Source organism: Allobosea sp. TAB14 (assembly GCF_052113865.1).
Lineage (GTDB): Bacteria > Pseudomonadota > Alphaproteobacteria > Rhizobiales > Beijerinckiaceae > Allobosea > Allobosea spartocytisi.
The window spans coordinates 1-20,089 of the sequence record NZ_JBFRDQ010000180.1; the positions used below are offsets into that span (position 1 = coordinate 1).

Below are 20,089 nucleotides of genomic sequence, written 5' to 3' on the forward strand. Positions count from 1 at the left end.
GATCCAATGTGCGGACGATTTAGCCAAGCCTATTCCTGGGACGAGATCGTTGCCTTCAGCCAGCCGCTGACAGTGCCGGCCGATCGCCCGAACCTGCGCGCCCGCTACAACATCGCTCCCACGACCGAGGTCGACATCATCGTTAAAACAGAACGGGGCCGCGAACTGCGCAAAGCCCGCTGGGGTCTCATCCCTGGTTGGCATAGGGGCGGCCTGAAGGATTTCAAGCTCTCAACCTTCAACGCCAAGGTCGAAACCGTCGAAACCAGCGGCACATTCAAGCATGCCTACAAGAGCCGGCGCTGCATCATCCCGGCCAGCGGGTTCTTCGAATGGACGGGCGAGAAGAAGGACCGGGTGCCGCACTTCTTCTCCGCCGCCGATGGCGATCTGCTGGCCTTCGCTGGGCTCTACGAACGCTTCCGCGATCCGGAGAGCGGCCAAGAGATCACGACCTGCACGATGATCGTGCGCGAGGCCAACGCCTGGACCGCGCAGTATCACGACCGCATGCCCTGCATGCTGCTGCAGCGGGACTTCGACGCCTGGCTCGATGGTTCGGGCGGCATGGACCTTCTCAAGCAGCCGCCTCGCGAGCTGCGCGAATGGATCGTCTCCAAGCGCGTCAACAAGGCCGGAGAGGGCGACGACGATCCGACGACGATCGAGCCTTTCAAGGATGACCTGTTCTAGGCTCTCAGTTTTTCAAACTGTTGCCATTTGATTGTTCGCGCGCTGCCATTTGAAAGTTCGCGCTACATTAATCGAGCCGTATCTGATCCAACCCACGATTTACTACCTTAGAGATTTTGCTAATATCTTGATGGATTTCAGCTGTGGAAATGGATGCATTCAATACAATCTGCATATTGCGGTAACTGGTGCCGTCTCCAATGATCCAGCCTCCCGATTCGAGTATTTGTCGACACGACTTTAATTTGTCGCCCCATAATTTGACTGCGCGGGTTCTGTCAGTCGATTCCGTTCCAGTGTTGATAAATTTAAGTTCTACAATGTTCTTTCTAATGTCGCCGCGGAATACGATTTCTCGACCTTGCTTTATCACCTTCCGAAATTCAGTTTCACTTTCGTTGACAACGTAATTTTCGCTTGTAGATCTGAACATAAGTTCTTCTGCCCAAATATCGGCGGTAAGTTTATCATGTTTTCCCATAATAGCCATAAAAAGCATTTCTAATCTTGCTCTAATTCTCGCAACAGATATGCGTTCTTCTTCTAGCGGCCTAGTTGAATCATATACAATCCTTCTGAGTCGATCTGCCGCTGATTTCCATATAAGTTCTTTGTTTGCTCGAAATTTATTTTCGAGCGTCGTCTCCCAATCTGTCGATTTGCTTCCAGCGGTGGGAGGAGCCTGTTTGGTGTACAGATAAAATAACGTCATTCCTATTCCATAGGAATCCACAGTTGTTGTTCTTGCAACTATATCTGATGATTCTTCGATTAATTCTGGTGCATAAAATCCAGACTCAACTATATTCCCTGAGAGAGATTGCCCTTTGGCATTAACGTGCCATGACATGTCATAATTGAGCAAAACTGTCTCATGGCGATCTATGTTTAAATCAGCAGCCTCCAATTCGTCCCACTGATAATTGGGGGCCATTACATTCGAAGGGCGCACGTCTCGATGAAGGACGCCTTGTGGCAGATTGTGACTAAACTCTAAGTGCCGACAAATGTTTATTCCCATAAGAAGACCGTCTTTCCAAAAATAGAAAGAGGGAATTTTGGCTATTTTATCTAAGCTCTGACCCTCAATAAATGACAYAATTATCGATGACGGGATCTCATGCGCGTTTACGATCCTAACTGATCCTGGCACTTGAGCGGCGGTCAGGAATCGAAGCGACTGAACGCCGCGGCGAAAGCTGTCGATCTGAGCTCCGCCTTGTAGATTATCGATCTGTATGATTTTTAAAGCAAAATTAGTTCCAGATTTATCACTTATTCTTCATACGCTCGAGAATGCTGACCTTGAAATCCTTTCAACGACACTAAAATCAAAAAATTTATTATGAGGCTCATCGGCTGTTATGTGCCAAGCTTGATATATATTTGGCGAATACGTTTTCAGGAACTCTCTATAGCTTTTATTGTCTGTTTCGCCGCCATTCTTCTCGATTATGCGGCTGGCTTCTGATGCCAGTATTTTTCTGATTTCGTCATCGTCGAGTTGACGTAGTGATGCGCTGGACTCGATCTGAAATTCAGATGTAAAATTAACATAGCCTTCATCCGAGGTAAGATGTGCGATCTCTTCTCTCGTAAAGACCCAAGATGCCGGAGATTCCTTTAAGCCGTGAAGATTTGCTATGAACGGTCTTCCGGAAGAAATGGCAGAAGCATAATTTTTTGCTTCCTTTCCTATGAATTTAATCGCATCTTCTCGCGGCCTCATGATGGAATGTGATCTAGCTGCAAATCCATCAATATTAAAAGAAATAACTCCGTTTATATTCTTGAGTCCCCACAGGACATTGTACATCTCCGGTAAAACTGACGTTGATCTTTCAGAGAATATCGATTTCAGAGTTTCCCTGAATTCTGTTTCTCGTATCACAGATTTTATTTGTTGAAAGGCATCCCATAGATTTTCGTTGATAGATGCTTGTTCTAATTTTGCTTCAGATTCTTTAGCTGTTTTTGGATCAAATGTATTTACCGTTTCGAGAGCTTGCTGAATCAATTGATCACGAAGTTGTCGCCAATTGGGTAGTCCGGCATCGGCGCTTAAACCAGCGCCGACCCAAAAAACTATTGGGCGGCGCCGTTCGGCATAGTGTGTCCGAAATCGCATAAATGAAGGCTGCTGAAAATTGAAGGCCAACACTGTCTCCGTCATTCGCAAAAAAATTTATCTAGGGGTCCGCGCGGTTATGAAGCCATTGTGATTTGCAAATTTTTGGAATGTGAAGCTTGCCGTCCATCAATCGGTCGACTTATCCCCGATCTTTCATTCCACTTTTGCTTCCCCATGCGACCTGTCTCTGAGCCGCCTCATCGGGTGATATATTGTTCAGAGTTGGGGGCGGTTGGCGCGGCTTGTCGAATAGTGTGGCGTGGTGACCAAATGAGTTCCGCGCGCCGCCAGCTCTCATCCGCCTCTGCCGGGGCACCTTCTCCTCCGAGGAGAAAAGGAAAGAGACCGTCGTTCTTGCGTTGAAAAACTTATCCCCGCCCTCCCACACCGCGCCTATCCTCGGCCCACCTCATCCCCGAGGGGCAGCCATCCGGAGGTGTGCCGTTGGTGGGGATGAGGGCGGCGCCTGCGGGTGGAGTCACGATCCACTCCCGGGAGGCTTCGGGGCACCGCCCTGGGGACACTACGATCCCTGTGCGAGGAGCTCGCTGGGAACGGCCGATGGCCTCACGCCTTCGTCCCATGCCCGAGTAGACGCGACAAGGCGMTGAGCCGAACTGGCGTCGAAAGGGCTCGCGGCGAAGGATGGCCGCAGGCCCGATAAGCGCGGCCCGGAGACTGAAGAACGCCGATAAGCGGAGCGCCACGGGGCGTGCGGAGGGTGGCTCAATCCTTCCGCGCCGCATCCTGGCTCAATGGAAGCGGCCTTATACCCAACCGCGCCTCGCGGCGCTCCGCTGCCCCTCATCTCTCAACGCCCACGCCCGGCGGCGCGGGCGGCGATGATGCGCGTTCTTTCGCGGTGAAGCGCGGGCAACCCGCTCCCGCAGCGAAGCCGGCCGTCGCCGCGTTCGACGCTTCGCGTGCCGGTCCCGGACAAGCCCGCGATCGGCGGGAAGGGCAGGGGCGGGAGAGCGCCGCCGACGAGCGAGGGGGCGACAGGGCGGCCGCGCCCTGCCCGGTGACGGCAGGCCCGCCCTTCTCCACACGGGAAACCGGTTCCCCGCGCCTTTTCGGGCCCGATTGGGGTAAGCTCACCGCGTAACGCGATTCACGGAACCCTCCCCATGGCCAAAAAGACCCCCGAACAGCTCGCCCAGGAATTCGAGGGCCGCAAGGCCAAGGGGCTGGCCAAGGGCGGGGCGGCGTACTGGCCCAACATCATCGCCAATGCCGTGCTGAAGCTCACCGCGGCGCGGGCCGAGATTTCGCCTGAAACGCTGATCGAGATGATCGAGCGCGAGGCGCCGTCGCTGGAGATCACGGTCCGGTCCGGCGCGACGGAGGCCGTCGCGCGGTTGAAGCAGGCCATCGCCAAGGGAGCGTGAGGCGCGGGCGTGAGGCGCGATCTCTTGGGGGCGGTGGCGGATGGATAATCGCGCGGGTGAGATGGATGTCTTCGTCACGGCGGCGGATGCCGGCAGCTTCTCGGCGGCCGGGCGCAAGCTCAACCTCTCGCCCTCGGCCGTCAGCAAGCTGATCAGCCGCGTCGAGGACCGGCTCGGCACGCGGCTTCTGGTGCGCACGACGCGCGCCCTGCAGCTCACGCCGGAGGGCGAGGTCTATCTGGCGCGGGCGCGGCGCATCCTCGCCGAGATCGAGGAGACCGAGAGCGCGCTCTCCAGCGGGGCGCGGGCGGTGCCGCGCGGCCGGCTCAGGGTCAGCGTCTCCGTCGGGTTCGGGGTGATGTATGTCCTGCCGCTGGTGCAGGAATTCCTGACGCTCTATCCCGAGATCGAGCTGGACATCTCGCTGAACGACGAGGTGATCGACCTGGTCGAGGAGCGCGCGGACATCGCGATCCGCGCCGGCATCCTGCGGGATTCCCGGCTCAAGGCGCGCAAGCTGCTGGAGACGCGCCGCATCGTCATCGCCTCGCCCGCCTATCTGGAACGGCACGGCACGCCCCGGACCCCGGACGATCTCGAGCGGTTCAACTGCCTGCGCTTCAATTTCCGCTCAAGCTTTGACGAATGGCTGTTCCGCGATCCGGCGAGCGGCGAGCGTTTCAGCCGTACGGTCGCCGGGAACTTCCTGGCCAATAGCGGCGCCACCCTGCGCAATCTCTGCCTGCGCGGCATGGGGCTGGCGCGGCTCGGCCGGTTCCATGTCGAGCCGGATCTCGCCGCGGGCCGGCTCGTGCCGGTGCTGGAGGCCTATGATGCGGATGACCGCGAGCTGATCCACGCCGTCTTCGCCAGCCACGAGCATATGGCGGGGCGCATCCGCGCCTTCGTCGATTTTCTCGCCGAGCGGATGCGGGAGCCTCAGGCGGTTTCCGGCTCGCCGCCCTTGGCGAGATAGCGCTCGACCGAGACGACGACCTTGTCGTCGAGCGGGCCGATCGCCGCCTCGTCCTTGTCCTTGTAGGGGATCGCCCGCAGGACATGGCGGATGGCGTTGAGCCGCGCCCGCAGCTTGTCGTTGCTGCGCACGACGACCCAGGGCGCGTCTTTCGTCGAGGTGCGGCCGAGCATCTCGTCGAAGGCGCGGGAATAGTCGTCGAAGCGCGGGATCGCCTCGAAGTCGATCGGCGAGAGCTTCCAGCGCTTGAGCGGATCGTGCCAGCGGGCATGCAGGCGCATCATCTGCATCTCGCGGCCGATGGTCAGGAAGAGCTTGACGATGCGGATGCCGCCGCGCGTCAGCATGCCCTCGAAGACGGGGGCCTCGCGCAGGAAGCTCTCGGTCTGCTCCGGCGTGCAGAAGCCCATGACGCGCTCGACGCCGGCGCGGTTGTACCAGGAGCGGTCGAAGAAGACGATCTCGCCGGCTGTGGGCATCTCGGCGGCGTAGCGCTGGAAGTACCACTGCCCCTTCTCGGTGTCGGAGGGCTTGGGCAGGGCGACGATGCGGGCCTGGCGCGGATTGAGATGCTGGGTGAAGCGGGCGATGGTGCCGCCCTTGCCGGCGCCGTCGCGGCCCTCGAAGACGACGACGATGCGCTCGCCATGCTTCTGGGCCCAGCGCGTCAGCTTCTGCAATTCGATCTGCAGCGGCTCCAATTCGCGGTTGTAGCGCTTGCGCTTCATCCGCTTGCCATAGGGGTAGTCGCCGCTGTGATAGGCGGCGTCGACGATCGATTCCGGCAGGGTATCGGCCTCGATGTCGAAGCCCTTGGCCTTGCCGGGCTTGCGGGCCTTGCCGGTGCTCTTGGACTTGTCCGGCTTGGGCGGCCGCTTCTCCTTCGGGGTCGATTGCGTCGCCGGCAGCTGGATCAGGTTTTCGATCTCGGCGCCTGAGAATTTCTTCGCCATCGTTTCTGTCTCCTCGCCGGGACGAGCCCGTTTCTTCCCCGGTGGAGCCTAGCCGGCTACCGCGCCGAAGGGAATTGACGCCCTCTGCCGTTCCGCGCAGGAAGAGCCGAGCCGGCAACGGCCGGCAGCTTCGGACGTTCCATGATCGACACCGCCGTTTTCCCCATCGCCGCCGCGCGCGGCTTCGTCGAGGCGCTCGGCACCGCCGTCGTGCTGCTCGACGAGCTCGGCGTCGCGCAGGCGCTGAGCCCGGCGATGCGCGCGCTGATCCCGGGGCTCGAGACCGGCAAGCTCCTGGCGCTGGTGCTGCGCGACCCCGACCTGATCGAGGCGATCGAGGCGGTGGCGCTGGATGGCGGGCGCAAGACGATCGAGCTCGTCGAGCGCGTTCCGGTGGAGCGGACCTTCCGCATCCACATCGCTGCGCTCGCCGGCCGGGCCGAGCGCCGTCCGACGCTCCTGACCTTCGAGGATCTGAGCGAGCAGCGCGTCATCGAGCGCATGCGCGTCGATTTCGTCGCCAATGCCAGCCATGAATTGCGCACGCCGCTGGCTTCGCTGCTCGGCTTCGTCGAGACGCTGCAGGGGCCGGCGCGCAACGACGAGAAGGCGCGCGAACGCTTCCTCGGCATCATGCGCGAGCAGGGGCTGCGCATGGCGCGGCTCGTCGACGACCTGCTCTCGCTGTCGCGGATCGAGCAGCGCGCCCATGTCGCGCCCGACGCGCCGGTGGATCTCGCCGGCATCGCGCGCGAGATCGTCGATTCCCTCGCGCTGCTGGCGCGCGAGCGCGAAGTGACCCTCAAGCTGAAGGCGATACGGCAGCCAGCCGCGAGGCCGGCGGCACGGGACTGGGGCTCGCCATCGTCAAGCACATCGTGCTGCGCCATCGCGGCCGGCTGACCATCGAGAGCAAGCCGGGGCAGGGCGCTGCCTTCAAGGCGATCCTGCCCCGCTACGGAACGGGCCGCAGCGCGGCCTGAGCCCTGACAATCCGGAGCGGCCTGAGCCTTTGTGACAGTTTTCATGACGGAATGTCATGTGGCTGTCATACTGAGGGTGTTCTGACGAGGTCGCTGCAAACAGCGACCCAGAGAGGACATCTCAATGCGCAAGATTCTCGTTCTCGCGGCCGTTGCCGCCGGGATCGCCGGTTCCGCCCAGGCTGCCGACATCACCGGCGCCGGCGCGACCTTCCCCTTCCCGATCTATTCGAAATGGGCCGAGGCCTATCAGAAGGAAGCCGGCGTCGGCCTGAACTATCAGTCGATCGGCTCGGGTGGCGGCATCCGCCAGATCAAGGCGAAGACCGTCGCCTTCGGTGCGACCGACGCTCCCCTCAAGGGCGAGGAGCTCTCCAAGGACGGCCTGATCCAGTTCCCGACCGTGATGGGCGGCGTCGTTCCGGCTGTGAACATCGCCGGCATCGAGCCGGGCAAGCTCAAGCTCTCGGGCGAAATCGTCGCCGGGATCTATCTCGGCGAGATCAAGAAGTGGAACGACCCGAAGATCGTCGCGCTCAACGGCGATCTGAAGCTCCCCGACGCCAACATCAACCCGGTCTACCGTTCGGACGGCTCGGGCACGACCTTCGTCTTCACCGACTACCTCTCCAAGGTTTCGGCCGAGTGGAAGACCAAGATCGGCAACAACACCGCCGTGCAGTGGCCGGTCGGTATCGGCGGCAAGGGCAATGAGGGCGTTTCCGCCTCGGTGAAGCAGGTCGCGAACTCGATCGGCTATGTCGAGTACGCCTATGCCAAGCAGAACAAGCTCTCCTACGCCCTGGTGAAGAATGCCGACGGCAACTTCCCGATGCCGACGATCGAGGCCTTCCAGGCCGCGGCCGCCAATGCCGACTGGAAAGAGCAGCCGGGCTTCGGCATCTCGCTCAACAACCAGAAGGGCAAGGATGCCTGGCCGATCACCTCGGCGACCTTCATCCTGGTCCATGCCAAGCCGGAAAGCCCGGCCGACGTGCAGGCCGCGCTGAAGTTCTTCGACTGGGCCTACAAGAGCGGCGACAAGCTGGCGAGCGATCTCGACTACGTGCCGCTCCCGGCCAACGTCAAGGACGAGGTCCGCGCCGCCTGGAAGGGCGTGACCGACAACTCCGGCAAGCCGATCTTCTGATCGCAGCCTGACCGACAGGGCGAGGCGGGTTATCCCGCCTTGCCCGACCACGCTCAGCCTTCATCCTGAGGAGCCGCCGGTCGCGGCACCGGAGGCTCCTCAGGATGAGGGCTGAGGCCGATCGAGCCGGACCGGCTCGAGCAGCCTCGGCGACATTATCGGAGCCTCGCGGAATGACCGCCGTAACCGACATGAAAAGCATTCCCCCGGCACCGGTGATCCGGAAGACGCCGAAGGCGACCTTCGATCTCGTCTTCCGCAATGCGAGCTTTCTCGCCGCGCTGCTGGTGCTGGTGCTGCTCGCCGGCATCATGCTCTCGATGATCGTCGGCGGTTGGCCGGCCTTCCGCGAATTCGGCCTCGGCTTCATCACCTCCAGCGTCTGGGATACGCAGAACGAGCAGTACGGCGCCTGGCCGGCGATCRTCGGCACGCTCTCGACGGCGCTGATCGCGCTCGTCATCGGCGTGCCGCTCTCGCTCGGCATCGCCGTGTTCCTGACGCAGCTCGCCCCGCCCTGGTTCAAGCGGCCGGTCGCGACCGCGATCGAGCTGCTCGCCGCCGTGCCTTCGATCATCTACGGCATGTGGGGGCTGTTCGTCTTCGCGCCGCTCTTCGCGGCCTATGTCCAGATCCCGCTCTCGAATATCGTCGAGGGCATCCCGATCGTCGGCACGGTGCTCTATTCGCGCTCGCCCTCGGGCCTCGGCATCTTCACCGCGGGCATCATCCTCGCCTTCATGATCGTGCCCTTCATCGCCTCGATCACCCGYGACATGCTGGAGCAGATCCCCTCGGTGCTGCGCGAGAGCGCCTATGGAATTGGGGCGACCACCTGGGAAGTCGTGCGCCATGTGCTGGTGCCGCAGGCCGGCGTCTCGATCATCGGCGCGATCATGCTCGGGCTCGGCCGTGCGCTCGGCGAGACGATGGCGGTGACCTTCGTGGTCGGCAACGCCAACCGGCTCTCGGCCTCGATCCTCGACCCCGGCTCGACCATCGCCTCGCGCATCGCCAACGAGTTCAACGAGGCGATGGGCCTGCAGCTCAATTCGCTGATCGCGCTGGGCTGCATCCTGTTCTTCGTCACCTTCGTCGTCCTCGTCATCGCGCGGCTGCTGGTCGCCCGGGTGAAGAAATTCTGAGGTCTGGGTCAGATGAGCACGTCCACCTCTTCCGCACCGGCCGCATCGCACATCGCCTGGGGGCGCGTGCGCCAGTCGCGCCGCACCGCCGACCGCGCGATGAAGGTCATCGCCACCGGCTTCACCTTCTGCGCCATCTTCGTGCTGTTCTGGATCCTCGGCATGCTGCTGGTGAAGGGCATCGGCGGGCTCTCGCTCGCCACCTTCACCCATGTCACGCCCGGGCCGGGCTCCGAGGGCGGCGGCCTCGCCAACGCCATCGTCGGCTCGATCGTGCTGACCTTCCTGGGCATTGCGGTGGCGACGCCGATCGGCGTGCTCGCCGGCACCTGGCTGGCGGAATACGGCCGCGGCTCCAAGCTCGCCAACATCATCCGCTTCATCAACGACATCCTGCTTTCGGCGCCGTCGATCCTGATCGGCCTGTTCGTCTACGTCATCCTGGTCGAGCCCTTCCGCGGCTATTCCGGCTGGGCCGGCGGCGTCGCGCTCGGCATCATCGCGATCCCGGTCATCGTGCGCACCACCGAGGACATGCTCAGCCTCGTGCCCGGCCCGCTGCGCGAGGCAGGCTCGGCGCTCGGCGCGCCGCCTTCCGTCGTCATCACCAGCGTGACCTGGCGCGCGGCGAAGGCCGGCATGGTCACTGGCATCCTGCTGGCACTCGCCCGCATCGCCGGCGAGACGGCGCCGCTGATCTTCACCGCGCTGAACAACAATTTCTGGTTCTCGCCCAATCTCGTCGGCGGCGTTTCCAACCTGCCGGTCACGATCTACCAGTTCGCCTCCGCTCCTTACGAGAACTGGCAGCAACTCGCCTGGGCCGGTTCGCTGATCATCACGATCTCGATCCTGCTGCTCTCGATCATCGCCCGGCGCGTCGTCGCCGGCGGCAAATAAGACTTGAATCCAGCCCGGTCGCGCCCGACCTTGAGGACCATGTCGATGCTTTCGACCCTTGAACTCTCCCCGCAGTCGCTCGATGCCGAGGCTCCCGTCCGGATCGCGGTGAAAAACCTCGATTTCTACTACGGCGAGCACAAGGCGCTGAAGAACATCAATCTCGACTTCCGTGACCGCCACGTCACGGCGCTGATCGGGCCTTCGGGCTGCGGCAAGTCGACCCTGCTGCGCATCTTCAACCGGATCTACTCGCTCTATCCGGAGCAGAAGGCGACCGGCGAGATCATGCTCGACGGACGCAACATCATCTCCAACGACGTCGATGTGAACGAGCTGCGCTCGCGCGTCGGCATGGTGTTCCAGAAGCCGACGCCCTTCCCGATGTCGATCTACGACAACGTCGCCTTCGGCATCCGCCTCTACGAGAAGCCGCCGAAGTCGGAGCTCGACGACCGCGTCGAGGGCGCACTGCGCCGCGCCGCGCTCTGGGACGAGGTCAAGGACAAGCTGAAGAGCTCCGGCATGGGCCTCTCCGGCGGCCAGCAGCAGCGCCTGTGCATCGCGCGCACCATCGCGCAGAAGCCGGAAGTGATCCTGTTCGACGAGCCGACCTCGGCGCTCGATCCGATCTCTACCGGCAAGATCGAGGACCTGCTGGAGCAGCTCAAGAGCGACTTCACCATCGCCATCGTCACCCACAACATGCAGCAGGCGGCGCGCATCTCGCAGTACACGGCCTTCATGTATCTCGGCGAGGTCATCGAGTTCGCGCCGACCAACACGATCTTCATGAACCCGGCGAAGAAGCAGACGCAGGATTACGTCACCGGCCGGTTCGGCTGAGCGGCGACGGAGGAGGAACCCCATGACCGACCATATCGTCCGCTCCTACGACGCCGATCTCGAAGGCCTTCGCCGCAGCCTCGCCGAAATGGGCGGGATGGCCGAGCGCATGCTCGGCGATGCGACCGTGGCGCTGGTGCGCCGCGACACCACGCTGGCCCAGAAGATCATCTCCGCCGATCAGCGCCTCGACAATCTCCAGCGCGAGGTCGAGGAGAAGGCGGTGCTGACCATCGCCCGGCGCCAGCCGCTGGCCAACGATCTGCGCGAGCTGATCTCCGCCATCCGCATCGCTGCGGATGTCGAGCGTGTCGGCGATCTCGCCAAGAACATCGCCAAGCGCGCCGTCGCCATCTCCGGGCAGTTCCAGCCGCCGCACCGCGCCGTGGTCGGGCTGGAGCACATCAGCCGCCTCGTTCAGGCGCAGCTCAAGGACGTGCTCGACGCCTATGCCGCCGGCAACGAGCAGAAGGCGCTCGAGGTCTGGCGCCGCGACGACGAGATCGACGCGCTCTACACCTCGCTGTTCCGCGAGCTCCTGACCTATATGATGGAAGATCCGCGCAACATCACCTTCTGCACGCATCTCCTGTTCTGCGCCAAGAACATCGAGCGCATCGGCGACCACACCACCAACATCGCCGAGACGATCCACTATCTCATCACCGGTGACTCGCTCGACGCGAACCGGCCGAAGCTCGACACGACCAATATCGAGGTCGAGGCGATCACGGGTAGCTGAGGCTAAGGAATCATGGCGGCACGCATCCTGATCGTCGAGGACGAAGAGCCTCTCACCCTGCTGCTGCGCTACAACCTCGAAGCCGAGGGCTTCGAGGTCGACAGCGTGGCGCGGGGGGACGACGCCGAACTGCATCTGCGCGACCACACGCCCGATCTGGTGCTGCTGGACTGGATGCTGCCGGGCCTTTCCGGCATCGAGCTCTGCCGCCGGCTGCGCTCGCGGCGCGACACCGAGCGGGTGCCGATCATCATGCTGACGGCACGCGGCGAGGAGACCGAGCGGGTGCGCGGGCTCGCGACCGGCGCCGACGACTATGTCGTGAAGCCTTTCTCCCTGCCGGAGCTGACGGCGCGCATCCAGGCGCTGCTGCGCCGGGCGAAGCCTGGCCATGTCGCCGGTCTTCTGCAGGCGGGCGACCTCGAACTCGACCGCACCACCCGGCGCGTCCGCCGCGCCGGCAGCGAGCTGCATCTGGGGCCGACCGAGTTCCGCCTGCTCGAATTCCTGATGCAGGCACCGGGCCGCGTCTATTCCCGCGCCCAGCTCCTCGACGCCGTCTGGGGCCGGGACGTCTATATCGACGAGCGCACGGTCGACGTGCATGTCGGGCGCCTGCGCAAGGCGATCACCCCTGCCGACGCCAAGGACCCGCTCAGGACGGTGCGCGGCGCCGGCTATGCCTTCGACGAGACGTTCGCCAGAAGCTGACTGCCGCCGGAGCTGACACGCGAGCCGAGCCCCGGCTCGCAGCGCCCGTGCCTCAGGTGTCGGGGCCGCCCTCGATATCGGCGGCCCAGGCCAGCGCGGCTTCGCGCTCGGCCGGCGGAAAGGTGCGGATCTCGACGAAGGGAACCACCGGAGCGAAGAGCCGCGCGACGCGATCGAGCCAGCCCTTCTCGACGATGATCGCCTCCTTGGGGAAGCGCTTGAGTTCCCAGAGCTTGCCGAAGCTGTAGCGCGCGTCCTTCCAGGCCGCGGCGAAGGTCATGTCGTCGAAGGCGGTGATGTCGGCGAGGATCGAGACCTTCTCGTGCCGGCTCAGCCGGTCTTCGACATCGGCGGCGACGCGCTCGATATCGGCCGGCTCGATGGTGCCGCTGAACGCGATGGCGAGAACATGGTCGGGCGCCGGAAGAATGGTGATCATGGCGGCCTCCTCYTGTGCCGATGTCAACGCATGGCCGGCCGGGAGGTTGCGGGCGCTCAGGCCGCTCGCGTCGCCGCGTCGAAAGCCGCGGCCTCCGTCCTCAGCCAGGCGATGAAGGCGTCGAGGCCGGGGCGCGAGGGCTGGTCCAGGCGGCGGGTCAGCCAGCAGCCGGTGACGCTGGTGAAGCCGATATCGAGGGGGTTGACCAATGCGCCCGAGGCCAGTTCCTCGGCGACATAGCAGCGTGGCGCCAGCGCGACGCCGAGCCCCGCGACCGCGGCGCGGATGATGACGGAGTAATAGCCGTAGCGGACGGTATGGGCCGGCACCGCGCCGCGCAGGCCATGCGCCTCGGTGAACTCGGCCCAGAAGGCCGGCATCTGGTAATGCTGCAGCAGCGTCATCTTCTGGATGTCGGCGGCGCGGCGGAAACCGCCCATGCGCTCCAGCAATTCGGGCGCGGCGACGAGGGCGACATCTCGGCCGAACAGATAATGCGCCTCCTTGCCGGGCCAGGGCGGGGTGCCGTGGTTGATCTCGATGTCCGGCTCTTCCGTCTCGTTTTCGCTGACATAGTTGGTGAACTGGACGTCGACGCCGGGATGGGCCTCGGCGAAGACGGGGAAGCGCTCCATCAGCCAGCGCTCGCCGGCGATGGCGACCATGTGCAACCGGATCGGCCGGGCGATGGCGACGCGCTCGGCCAGGCGCATGGCTCCGCGTTCCATCTGCTCCAGGGCGGCTTCGGCATAGGGCAGGTAGATCGCGCCGGCCTCGGTCAGCTTGAGGCCGACCGGATTGCGCTCGAACAGCACGGTGCCGAGATGGTGCTCGAGCGACAGGATCTGCTTGGAGACCGCGCTCTGGGTGAGGTTGACGACGCCGGCGGCGCGGGCGGTCGAGCCCAGTCGCGCGACGGTGACGAAGGCGCGCATGGCGGTGGAGGAGGGCGGGGGCCGCAAGGCCATGGGTATTCCGTTTTGGACTAGGCTACCGGAGATCGTTTCGTTTGCTGGCTGCCGGGTCAAGAGGTCATTCTTACGCTTGGGGAGGAGGGGCTCGCATGAATTTGACAATCTGCCCGTGCTGCGGTGGTTTCCGCGGACCAACGGCATCGCGGTCGATGGCGCTTTCGAGAGCCGCCGGCAAGCCTGTCCGGGAGCGCCGTCGATGAGCCATGCCGTCACCTCGCCGGTCGCCAGCCGCGATCTGGCCGCGATCGCGCGACTCAGGATCGTGCCGCGTCGTTTCTATGGGCGTTGGGTCGCGGCGGCGCTCATCATCGCTGTCCTCGCCTGGATTATCGCCGCCTTCGTCAAGGGCGACATCGCCTGGCCGGTGGTCGGGCAGTTCTTCACCGCGCCCGCGATCCTCTCCGGTCTCGGCAACACGCTGATCATGACGGTCTGCGCGATGACGCTGGGCATCGTGCTCGGGGTCGTCTTCGCGATCATGTATATGTCGCCGAACCCGGTGCTGCGCAGCGTCGCGCTGTTCTACATCTGGTTCTTCCGCGGCACGCCGCTGCTGCTGCAGCTCCTGATCTGGTTCAACCTGGCGCTGGTCTTCCCGACCATCGGCATTCCCGGGCTGTTCTCCTGGCGCACCATCGACATCATCGGTCCGTTCATGGCGACGCTGCTCGGGCTCGGCATGAACCAGGGCGCCTAYACCGCCGARGTGGTGCGYGGCGGCATCCTCTCCGTCGATACCGGGCAGACCGAAGCCGCCAAGGCGATCGGCATGACGCGGCTGACGGCGCTGCGTCGCATCGTGCTGCCGCAGGCGATGCGCGTCATCATTCCGCCGGTCGGCAACGAGGTGATCAGCATGGTGAAGCTGACCTCGGTGGCGAGCGTGATCCAGTATGCCGAGATCCTGCGCAACGCCCAGACGATCTATTTCGCCAATGCCCGCGTCATCGAATTGCTGATCGTCGCCGCCGGCTGGTACCTGCTCGTGGTGACGCTGCTGCAGATCGGGCAGTATTTCCTCGAGCGCTATTTCTCGAAGGGACGCGGCGAGAGGCGGGCGAAACGCACCGTCAAGCTCGAGGAGGAGCCGGCATGAGCGCGGTGYAGAACAGCTCGAGAAGATCGACCAGGGCGCGATCCGCGTCGATGGCGAACTGATCGGCTATCGCCGCGTCGGCGACGAGCTGCACGAGCTGACCGACCCGGAGATCGCGCGCCAGCGCCTCGTCACCGGCATGGTGTTCCAGCGCTTCAACCTGTTCAACCACATGACGGCGCTGCAGAACATCATCGAGGGGCCGCTCACGGTGCTGAAGCGGCCGCGCAAGGAGATCGTCGCGGATGCCATGGCGCTGCTGGAGCGTGTCGGCCTCGCCGAGAAGCGCGACGCCTATCCGAGCGAGCTCTCGGGCGGGCAGCAGCAGCGCATCGCCATCGCCAGGGCGCTGGCGATGAAGCCCAAGCTGATGCTGTTCGACGAGCCGACCTCGGCGCTCGATCCCGAGCTCGTCGGCGAGGTGCTGAACGTGATGCGTGACCTCGCGGCGTCGGGCATGACCATGATCGTGGTCACGCATGAGCTCGGCTTCGCCCGCGAGGTGGCCAACGACGTCGTCTTCATGGACAAGGGCGAGATCGTCGAGCGCGGCACGCCCGACACGGTCCTGGTCGCACCGACCCAGGCCCGCACCCGGGATTTCATCGCAGCCGTCCTGAAATGACGACCGGCGGGATTCTTGTCGTTTTGCGCATGGCTTCAGCGAAAAACCGGTTCCCGCTTCTTCGCGCAATGCTTTGAGTTCATAAGAGGGAGAGACCACATGCTTCGTTTGACACTGACGGCGGCGCTGCTCGCCGCGACCACGCTGGCCGCTCAGGCGCAGACCGTGCCGGACCGGATCAAGACTGCCGGCAAGCTCGTGATCGGGACCCAGCCGAACTATCCGCCGATCACCTCGAAGGACCCGGCGACCAACCAGCTCATCGGCTTCGACATCGAGCTGGGCGAGGCCATCGCCAAGGAACTCGGCCTCAAGGTCGAATGGCAGGAAACGGCCTTCGCCCAGATGCTGCCCTCGATCCAGACTGGCCGCGTCGACATGGCGCTGGCCGGCATGAGCGATCTGCCGGCCCGGCGCGAGCAGGTCGACTTCGTCGATTATCTCGAATCCGGCGCGCAGTTCTACACGGTCACCCCGTTCAAGGACACGGTGAAGAGCCCTGACGACCTCTGCGGCAAGAGCGTCGGCGCCAGCCGCTCGACCAACTGGCCGCAGCAGATCGGCGATTGGAGCCAGGCCAATTGCGTCGCCAAGGGCAAGCCCGCGATCAACGTCGTCGGCACCGAGGGCTCGGTCGATGCCCGCACCCAGCTCAAGACGCAGCGCCTGCAGGGCGGCGTCCAGGGCAGCGAGACGATGAGCCATTTCCAGAAGCTCGAGCCCAACACCTACATCCCGCTCGGCAAGCCGTTCACGACGACGCTGATGGGCATCCCCTTCGCGAAGACGGCCGAGGGCGCGCAGCTGCGCGACGCCGTGAAGGCCGCGCTGGAGAAGCTCCAGGCCAACGGCACCTATGACGCGCTGATCCAGAAATACGGCCTCCTCGACAACCCGCTGAAGCCGGTCTCGATCAACAAGGGCCAGTAGTTCCCTCGCGAATGCGCGGCGGCCTCGAAGCCGCAAGCCGAGGTTCGCTTCGCTACCGTCATCCCGGCTGGTCCGTCCGTGCCGGGATGACGTGTTTTTGGGTCGGTGAAGCCGGGTGCCGGCCGCGGAGATGGCGGGCGCGATTTCACCGGGCTTGCGATGGCGGCCGGGCTGCCGTAACCCGGAAGCCTCTTTCCGCGACCCGTCATTCCCAGCCGCCATGCCAGCCTCGATCACCGACCGCTATGCCGCCCTGGTCGAGGCGGGCGCCATCGAGCGCGATCCGGCCCAGGTCGCCGTCGTCAGGAAGCTCGAGGCGCTGAACGCGGCGCTCGCCGCCCGCCGCCTCGCCCGCAAGGGCAGCGCGCTCGGCTGGCTCTTCGGCAAGAAGCCCGACACCGCCGAGGCGCCGAAGGGGCTCTACATCTGGGGCAGGTCAAGGACGGCGATCCGATCGCGCCGGTCGCGGCGGAACTGGCTGAGGAAGCCTATCTGCTCTGCTTCGACGAGTTCACGGTGACCGACATCGCCGATGCGATGATCCTCGGGCGCTTGTTCACGGCGCTCTTCGCCGCCGGCGTCGTCGTGGTCGCGACCTCGAATGTCGAGCCGTCGCGGCTCTATGAGGGCGGGCTCAACCGGGCGCTGTTCCTGCCCTTCATCGATTTGCTTCAGACCAAGGTCGAGGTGCTCAAGCTCGATGCGCGCACCGATTTCCGGCTGGAGAAGCTCGGCGGCGCGCCGGTCTATCACGTGCCGGCCGATGCGAAGGCGAAAGCTGCGCTCGATGCTGCCTTCAAGGGGCTCTCCGGCGTGGCGCAGGGGCCGCGGACCGTGCTCAACGTCCAGGGGCACGAACTCGTGCTGCCGCAGGCAGCCGGCGGCGTGGTGCGGGCGAGCTTCGTCGATCTCTGCGCCCAGGCCTATGGCGCCTCCGACTATATCGCGCTGGCGCAGCGCTTCCACACGCTGGTGCTCGACGATATCCCGATCCTCGATTTCGACCGACGCAACGAGGCCAAGCGCTTCATCATCCTGATCGACACGCTCTACGAGCACCATGTGAAGCTCGTCGCCTCGGCGGCGGCCGAGCCGCATGAGCTCTATCGCGCGAACAAGGGGCGCGAGGCCTTCGAGTTCGACCGCACCGTCTCGCGCCTGATCGAGATGCGCTCCGAAGAGTATCTCGCGATGCCGCATGGCCGGCCGGATTCGGCTGCGAGCGGCGACACCACCGGGCTGGTCGAGACGTGAGTTTCACCGCCGACAATGGATGGGTGGTCATCCCGGGCAAGCTGCGCAGCAGCGCCGACCCGGGATCCATGCCTGAACCTTCGTCGGAAACGCTCTGGCATGGATCTCGGGTCAAGCCCGGGATGACCGAGAGGTTCAACGCGATCTCGGGATTGGGGGCCCGCTGACCCATGCCGCAGCGCGAGCCGAGCGAGACACGCATCCTCACGGTCGCCAGCGAGCACCTGCGGACGTTCGGGCTGAAGCGCTTCACCGTCGTCGCCGTGGCGGAAGAGGCGGGCATGACCCATGCCAATGTCTATCGCTATTTTCCGTCCAAGGGGGCGCTGATCGATGCGGTGGTCGATCTCTGGCTCAAGGCGACGGAGCGGCGGCTCGCCGACATCGCCGATGGCCCCGACCCGGCCGACGACAAGCTCGAGCGACTGATCCTGGCGCTCGCCAAGGCCAATCGCGACCTGCTGAGCGAGGATCCACATCTCTTCGCGGCGCTGTCGCTCGCCGTCGCCAAGCGCCATGCCATCAGCCGGCGCAACCGGACGCGGGTCAGAGCGCTGTTCGAGCGCGTCGTCGACGAGGGAATCGCCACCGGCGTGTTCGAGCCGCGCGATCGCGACCGGGCCATCGCCTTCGTCATCGATGCGACGCATCGCTTCATCCATCCGGCCTCGCTGGCGCTGGAAGCCGACGTGCCGCTGGCCTCGGTCGATACCCGCCTCTCGACGCTGATCCGCGTCATCCTGCGGGTGCTCGGTAGCGGCATCGTGTGAAAAAATTTGGTGACCAATTACAATTTCTGTAAATTGTAATTGCCCGATTTTTGCCCCAAACGACTGAAAGTCGACGTGGAGCCTCCTGCAAGTCATTGAAAAAAAAGAGGCCGCCTGTTTCGCCGCGCGAATGGGAGCGCCTCGCCCCGCAAAAGCCGCTTTTCCTGCGAGGGTTGCGGCAAAAGGGCGGTTTGGGCCAAAGGAAGCCACGGTTTGGCCGGCCCGCTGGCCATCGTAGCGCCAAGGTATTTTGGCCAAGGCATTCCGGATGTCGAAAGCCGGCCGCAGCCGGCTTCGATCGAAGCGCCAGAAGAGAAGGACTAGGCTATGGCCCGCAAGAAGATTGCCCTCATCGGTTCAGGCCAGATCGGCGGCACGCTCGCCCACCTCGCCGGCCTGAAGGAACTCGGGGACGTCGTCCTCTTCGACATCGCCGAGGGCATCCCGCAGGGCAAGGGCCTCGACATCGCCGAATCCGCGCCGGTCGACGGCTTCGACGCCGGCTACAAGGGCACGAACTCCTACGAGGACATCAAGGGCGCCGACGTGATCATCGTCACCGCCGGCGTGCCCCGCAAGCCCGGCATGAGCCGCGACGACCTGATCGGCATCAACCTCAAGGTGATGAAGGCGGTCGGCGAAGGCATCAAGCAATATGCGCCGAAGGCCTTCGTGATCTGCATCACCAACCCGCTCGACGCGATGGTCTGGGCGCTGCAGAAGTTCTCGGGCGTCAAGCCGAACATGATCTGCGGCATGGCCGGCGTGCTTGACTCCGCCCGCTTCCGCTACTTCCTCGCCGAGGAGTTCCAGGTGTCGGTCAAGGACGTCTCGGCCTTCGTGCTCGGCGGCCATGGCGACGACATGGTGCCGCTGGTCCGCTATTCCGGCGTCGCCGGCATCCCGCTGCCCGACCTCGTCAAGATGAAGTGGACGACGCAGGAGAAGCTGGACGCCATCGTCGAGCGCACCCGCAAGGGCGGCGGCGAGATCGTCAACCTGCTCAAGACCGGCTCGGCCTTCTATGCGCCTGCCGCTTCCGCCATCGCGATGGCCGAGAGCTATCTCAAGGACCAGAAGCGCGTGCTGCCGGCGGCCGCCGCGCTGAAGGGCCAGTACGGCGTCAAGGACATGTTCGTCGGCGTGCCGGTGGTGATCGGCGCCAAGGGCGTCGAGCGCGTCGTGAAGATCCGCCTCAACGGCGCCGAGAAGGAGATGCTGGCGAAGTCGGTGGCTTCGGTGCAGAGCCTGATCGACGCCTGCAAGAGCGTCGATCCGTCGCTGGCCGGCTGAGGCATGCGCCCGGCGCAGGCACATATCCGGCAGGTGTTCGGGGGACGGCACAGCCCGACACCCGAACCGCAGCACCTTCTTGACCAGATG

At 63.9% G+C, this 20,089-nt stretch carries 20 protein-coding genes and 2 pseudogenes; 17 read left to right on the top strand and 5 right to left on the bottom strand.

What is annotated here, in order from left to right; translation table 11 throughout:
• Nucleotides 1-693, top strand: a 693-nt coding sequence (locus AB4Y99_RS21975) for an SOS response-associated peptidase (protein WP_441524816.1), incomplete at its 5' end; no start/stop codon positions are given.
• A 67-nt stretch (nt 694-760) separates the two neighbouring features.
• Here AB4Y99_RS21975 and AB4Y99_RS21980 read toward each other — a convergent pair.
• Both AB4Y99_RS21980 and AB4Y99_RS21985 read right to left on the bottom strand, forming a co-directional pair.
• The gene (locus tag AB4Y99_RS21980; RefSeq protein ID WP_441524826.1) at nt 761-1,972 is read right to left on the bottom strand and encodes a protein kinase domain-containing protein; all 1,212 of its coding nucleotides are present in this window, start codon (nt 1,970-1,972) and stop codon (nt 761-763) included.
• A gap of 3 nt (nt 1,973-1,975) precedes the next feature.
• Nucleotides 1,976-2,851, bottom strand: coding sequence for an SIR2 family protein (locus tag AB4Y99_RS21985; protein WP_441524817.1), 876 nt, complete (start codon nt 2,849-2,851; stop codon nt 1,976-1,978).
• A gap of 1,100 nt (nt 2,852-3,951) precedes the next feature.
• Between AB4Y99_RS21985 and AB4Y99_RS21990 the strand changes: the two genes are divergently transcribed.
• Entirely contained in the window at nt 3,952-4,212 is a 261-nt protein-coding gene (locus AB4Y99_RS21990) for a hypothetical protein (protein ID WP_112761450.1), read from the top strand.
• A 40-nt stretch (nt 4,213-4,252) separates the two neighbouring features.
• Nucleotides 4,253-5,188: a LysR family transcriptional regulator gene (locus AB4Y99_RS21995; protein ID WP_441524818.1), complete on the top strand. Its 936-nt coding sequence runs from the start codon at nt 4,253-4,255 to the stop codon at nt 5,186-5,188.
• On the opposite strand, the gene ppk2 is transcribed toward AB4Y99_RS21995, so the two are convergent.
• Nucleotides 5,152-6,141, bottom strand: a complete 990-nt coding sequence (ppk2, locus tag AB4Y99_RS22000; protein WP_441524819.1) for a polyphosphate kinase 2 — start codon at nt 6,139-6,141, stop codon at nt 5,152-5,154. The genes AB4Y99_RS21995 and ppk2 overlap by 37 nt on opposite strands.
• 141 nt (nt 6,142-6,282) lie before the next feature.
• On the opposite strand from ppk2, the gene AB4Y99_RS22005 reads away from it, so the two are divergent.
• The 8 genes from AB4Y99_RS22005 to phoB all read left to right on the top strand — a co-directional run bounded on the left by AB4Y99_RS22005 (nt 6,283) and on the right by phoB (nt 12,618).
• Complete coding sequence (locus AB4Y99_RS22005) at nt 6,283-7,044, top strand: histidine kinase dimerization/phospho-acceptor domain-containing protein (RefSeq protein ID WP_441524820.1); 762 nt, start codon at nt 6,283-6,285, stop codon at nt 7,042-7,044.
• Nucleotides 7,020-7,124 carry a hypothetical protein gene (locus AB4Y99_RS22010; RefSeq protein WP_441524821.1) on the top strand — a complete coding sequence of 35 codons (105 nt, stop codon included), beginning with the start codon at nt 7,020-7,022 and terminating at the stop codon, nt 7,122-7,124. The genes AB4Y99_RS22005 and AB4Y99_RS22010 overlap by 25 nt, the downstream gene beginning before the upstream one ends.
• A gap of 124 nt (nt 7,125-7,248) precedes the next feature.
• Entirely contained in the window at nt 7,249-8,274 is a 1,026-nt protein-coding gene (pstS, locus tag AB4Y99_RS22015; protein ID WP_113254534.1) for a phosphate ABC transporter substrate-binding protein PstS, read from the top strand.
• Nucleotides 8,275-8,447: 173 nt separating this feature from the next.
• On the top strand, nt 8,448-9,419 hold the full coding sequence (gene pstC / locus AB4Y99_RS22020) for a phosphate ABC transporter permease subunit PstC (protein WP_441524822.1): 972 nt from the start codon (nt 8,448-8,450) through the stop codon (nt 9,417-9,419).
• Between the two features lie 12 nt (nt 9,420-9,431).
• Nucleotides 9,432-10,319, top strand: coding sequence for a phosphate ABC transporter permease PstA (gene pstA, locus AB4Y99_RS22025; RefSeq protein ID WP_441524823.1), 888 nt, complete (start codon nt 9,432-9,434; stop codon nt 10,317-10,319).
• Between the two features lie 39 nt (nt 10,320-10,358).
• Complete coding sequence (gene pstB, locus AB4Y99_RS22030; RefSeq protein ID WP_038359773.1) at nt 10,359-11,165, top strand: phosphate ABC transporter ATP-binding protein PstB; 807 nt, start codon at nt 10,359-10,361, stop codon at nt 11,163-11,165.
• 22 nt (nt 11,166-11,187) lie between these two features.
• A complete protein-coding gene (gene phoU / locus AB4Y99_RS22035) occupies nt 11,188-11,907 on the top strand; it encodes a phosphate signaling complex protein PhoU (protein ID WP_038359770.1) in 720 nt (239 codons plus the stop codon).
• A gap of 12 nt (nt 11,908-11,919) precedes the next feature.
• Nucleotides 11,920-12,618 carry a phosphate regulon transcriptional regulator PhoB gene (gene phoB, locus AB4Y99_RS22040; protein WP_038359768.1) on the top strand — a complete coding sequence of 233 codons (699 nt, stop codon included), beginning with the start codon at nt 11,920-11,922 and terminating at the stop codon, nt 12,616-12,618.
• Nucleotides 12,619-12,670: 52 nt separating this feature from the next.
• Here the strand turns inward: phoB and AB4Y99_RS22045 are convergent, their stop codons facing one another.
• Nucleotides 12,671-13,057 carry a SpoIIAA family protein gene (locus AB4Y99_RS22045; protein ID WP_441524824.1) on the bottom strand — a complete coding sequence of 129 codons (387 nt, stop codon included), beginning with the start codon at nt 13,055-13,057 and terminating at the stop codon, nt 12,671-12,673.
• A gap of 56 nt (nt 13,058-13,113) precedes the next feature.
• Nucleotides 13,114-14,025 carry a LysR substrate-binding domain-containing protein gene (locus tag AB4Y99_RS22050; protein WP_038359764.1) on the bottom strand — a complete coding sequence of 304 codons (912 nt, stop codon included), beginning with the start codon at nt 14,023-14,025 and terminating at the stop codon, nt 13,114-13,116.
• Nucleotides 14,026-14,227: 202 nt separating this feature from the next.
• Here AB4Y99_RS22050 and AB4Y99_RS22055 point away from each other — a divergent pair, with 202 nt between their 5' ends.
• From AB4Y99_RS22055 to mdh, 6 genes and pseudogenes are all read left to right on the top strand, one after another.
• Nucleotides 14,228-15,127, top strand: a complete 900-nt coding sequence (locus tag AB4Y99_RS22055) for an amino acid ABC transporter permease (RefSeq protein ID WP_441524825.1) — start codon at nt 14,228-14,230, stop codon at nt 15,125-15,127.
• Nucleotides 15,099-15,752, top strand: a pseudogene (locus AB4Y99_RS22060) (amino acid ABC transporter ATP-binding protein); the annotation flags it as partial. The gene AB4Y99_RS22055 and the pseudogene AB4Y99_RS22060, both read left to right, overlap by 29 nt.
• A gap of 99 nt (nt 15,753-15,851) precedes the next feature.
• A complete protein-coding gene (locus AB4Y99_RS22065) occupies nt 15,852-16,682 on the top strand; it encodes an ABC transporter substrate-binding protein (RefSeq protein WP_038359760.1) in 831 nt (276 codons plus the stop codon).
• A 220-nt stretch (nt 16,683-16,902) separates the two neighbouring features.
• Nucleotides 16,903-17,936 (top strand): annotated as a pseudogene (zapE, locus tag AB4Y99_RS22070) (cell division protein ZapE).
• 170 nt (nt 17,937-18,106) lie between these two features.
• Nucleotides 18,107-18,706, top strand: coding sequence for a TetR/AcrR family transcriptional regulator (locus tag AB4Y99_RS22075; protein WP_038359756.1), 600 nt, complete (start codon nt 18,107-18,109; stop codon nt 18,704-18,706).
• A gap of 327 nt (nt 18,707-19,033) precedes the next feature.
• A complete protein-coding gene (gene mdh / locus AB4Y99_RS22080; protein ID WP_113254528.1) occupies nt 19,034-19,999 on the top strand; it encodes a malate dehydrogenase in 966 nt (321 codons plus the stop codon).
• Nucleotides 20,000-20,089: the final 90 nt, after the last annotated feature.

Bases quoted from the DNA above. Each gene is read 5' to 3' on its own strand.
- AB4Y99_RS21990 (WP_112761450.1), top strand. From the start codon at position 3,952: ATGGCCAAAAAGACCCCCGAACAGCTCGCCCAGGAATTCGAGGGCCGC.
- AB4Y99_RS21995 (WP_441524818.1), top strand. From the start codon at position 4,253: ATGGATAATCGCGCGGGTGAGATGGATGTCTTCGTCACGGCGGCGGAT.
- ppk2 (WP_441524819.1), bottom strand. From the start codon at position 6,141: ATGGCGAAGAAATTCTCAGGCGCCGAGATCGAAAACCTGATCCAGCTG.
- AB4Y99_RS22005 (WP_441524820.1), top strand. From the start codon at position 6,283: ATGATCGACACCGCCGTTTTCCCCATCGCCGCCGCGCGCGGCTTCGTC.
- pstS (WP_113254534.1), top strand. From the start codon at position 7,249: ATGCGCAAGATTCTCGTTCTCGCGGCCGTTGCCGCCGGGATCGCCGGT.
- pstA (WP_441524823.1), top strand. From the start codon at position 9,432: ATGAGCACGTCCACCTCTTCCGCACCGGCCGCATCGCACATCGCCTGG.
- pstB (WP_038359773.1), top strand. From the start codon at position 10,359: ATGTCGATGCTTTCGACCCTTGAACTCTCCCCGCAGTCGCTCGATGCC.
- phoU (WP_038359770.1), top strand. From the start codon at position 11,188: ATGACCGACCATATCGTCCGCTCCTACGACGCCGATCTCGAAGGCCTT.
- phoB (WP_038359768.1), top strand. From the start codon at position 11,920: ATGGCGGCACGCATCCTGATCGTCGAGGACGAAGAGCCTCTCACCCTG.
- AB4Y99_RS22045 (WP_441524824.1), bottom strand. From the start codon at position 13,057: ATGATCACCATTCTTCCGGCGCCCGACCATGTTCTCGCCATCGCGTTC.
- AB4Y99_RS22050 (WP_038359764.1), bottom strand. From the start codon at position 14,025: ATGGCCTTGCGGCCCCCGCCCTCCTCCACCGCCATGCGCGCCTTCGTC.
- AB4Y99_RS22065 (WP_038359760.1), top strand. From the start codon at position 15,852: ATGCTTCGTTTGACACTGACGGCGGCGCTGCTCGCCGCGACCACGCTG.
- AB4Y99_RS22075 (WP_038359756.1), top strand. From the start codon at position 18,107: ATGCCGCAGCGCGAGCCGAGCGAGACACGCATCCTCACGGTCGCCAGC.
- mdh (WP_113254528.1), top strand. From the start codon at position 19,034: ATGGCCCGCAAGAAGATTGCCCTCATCGGTTCAGGCCAGATCGGCGGC.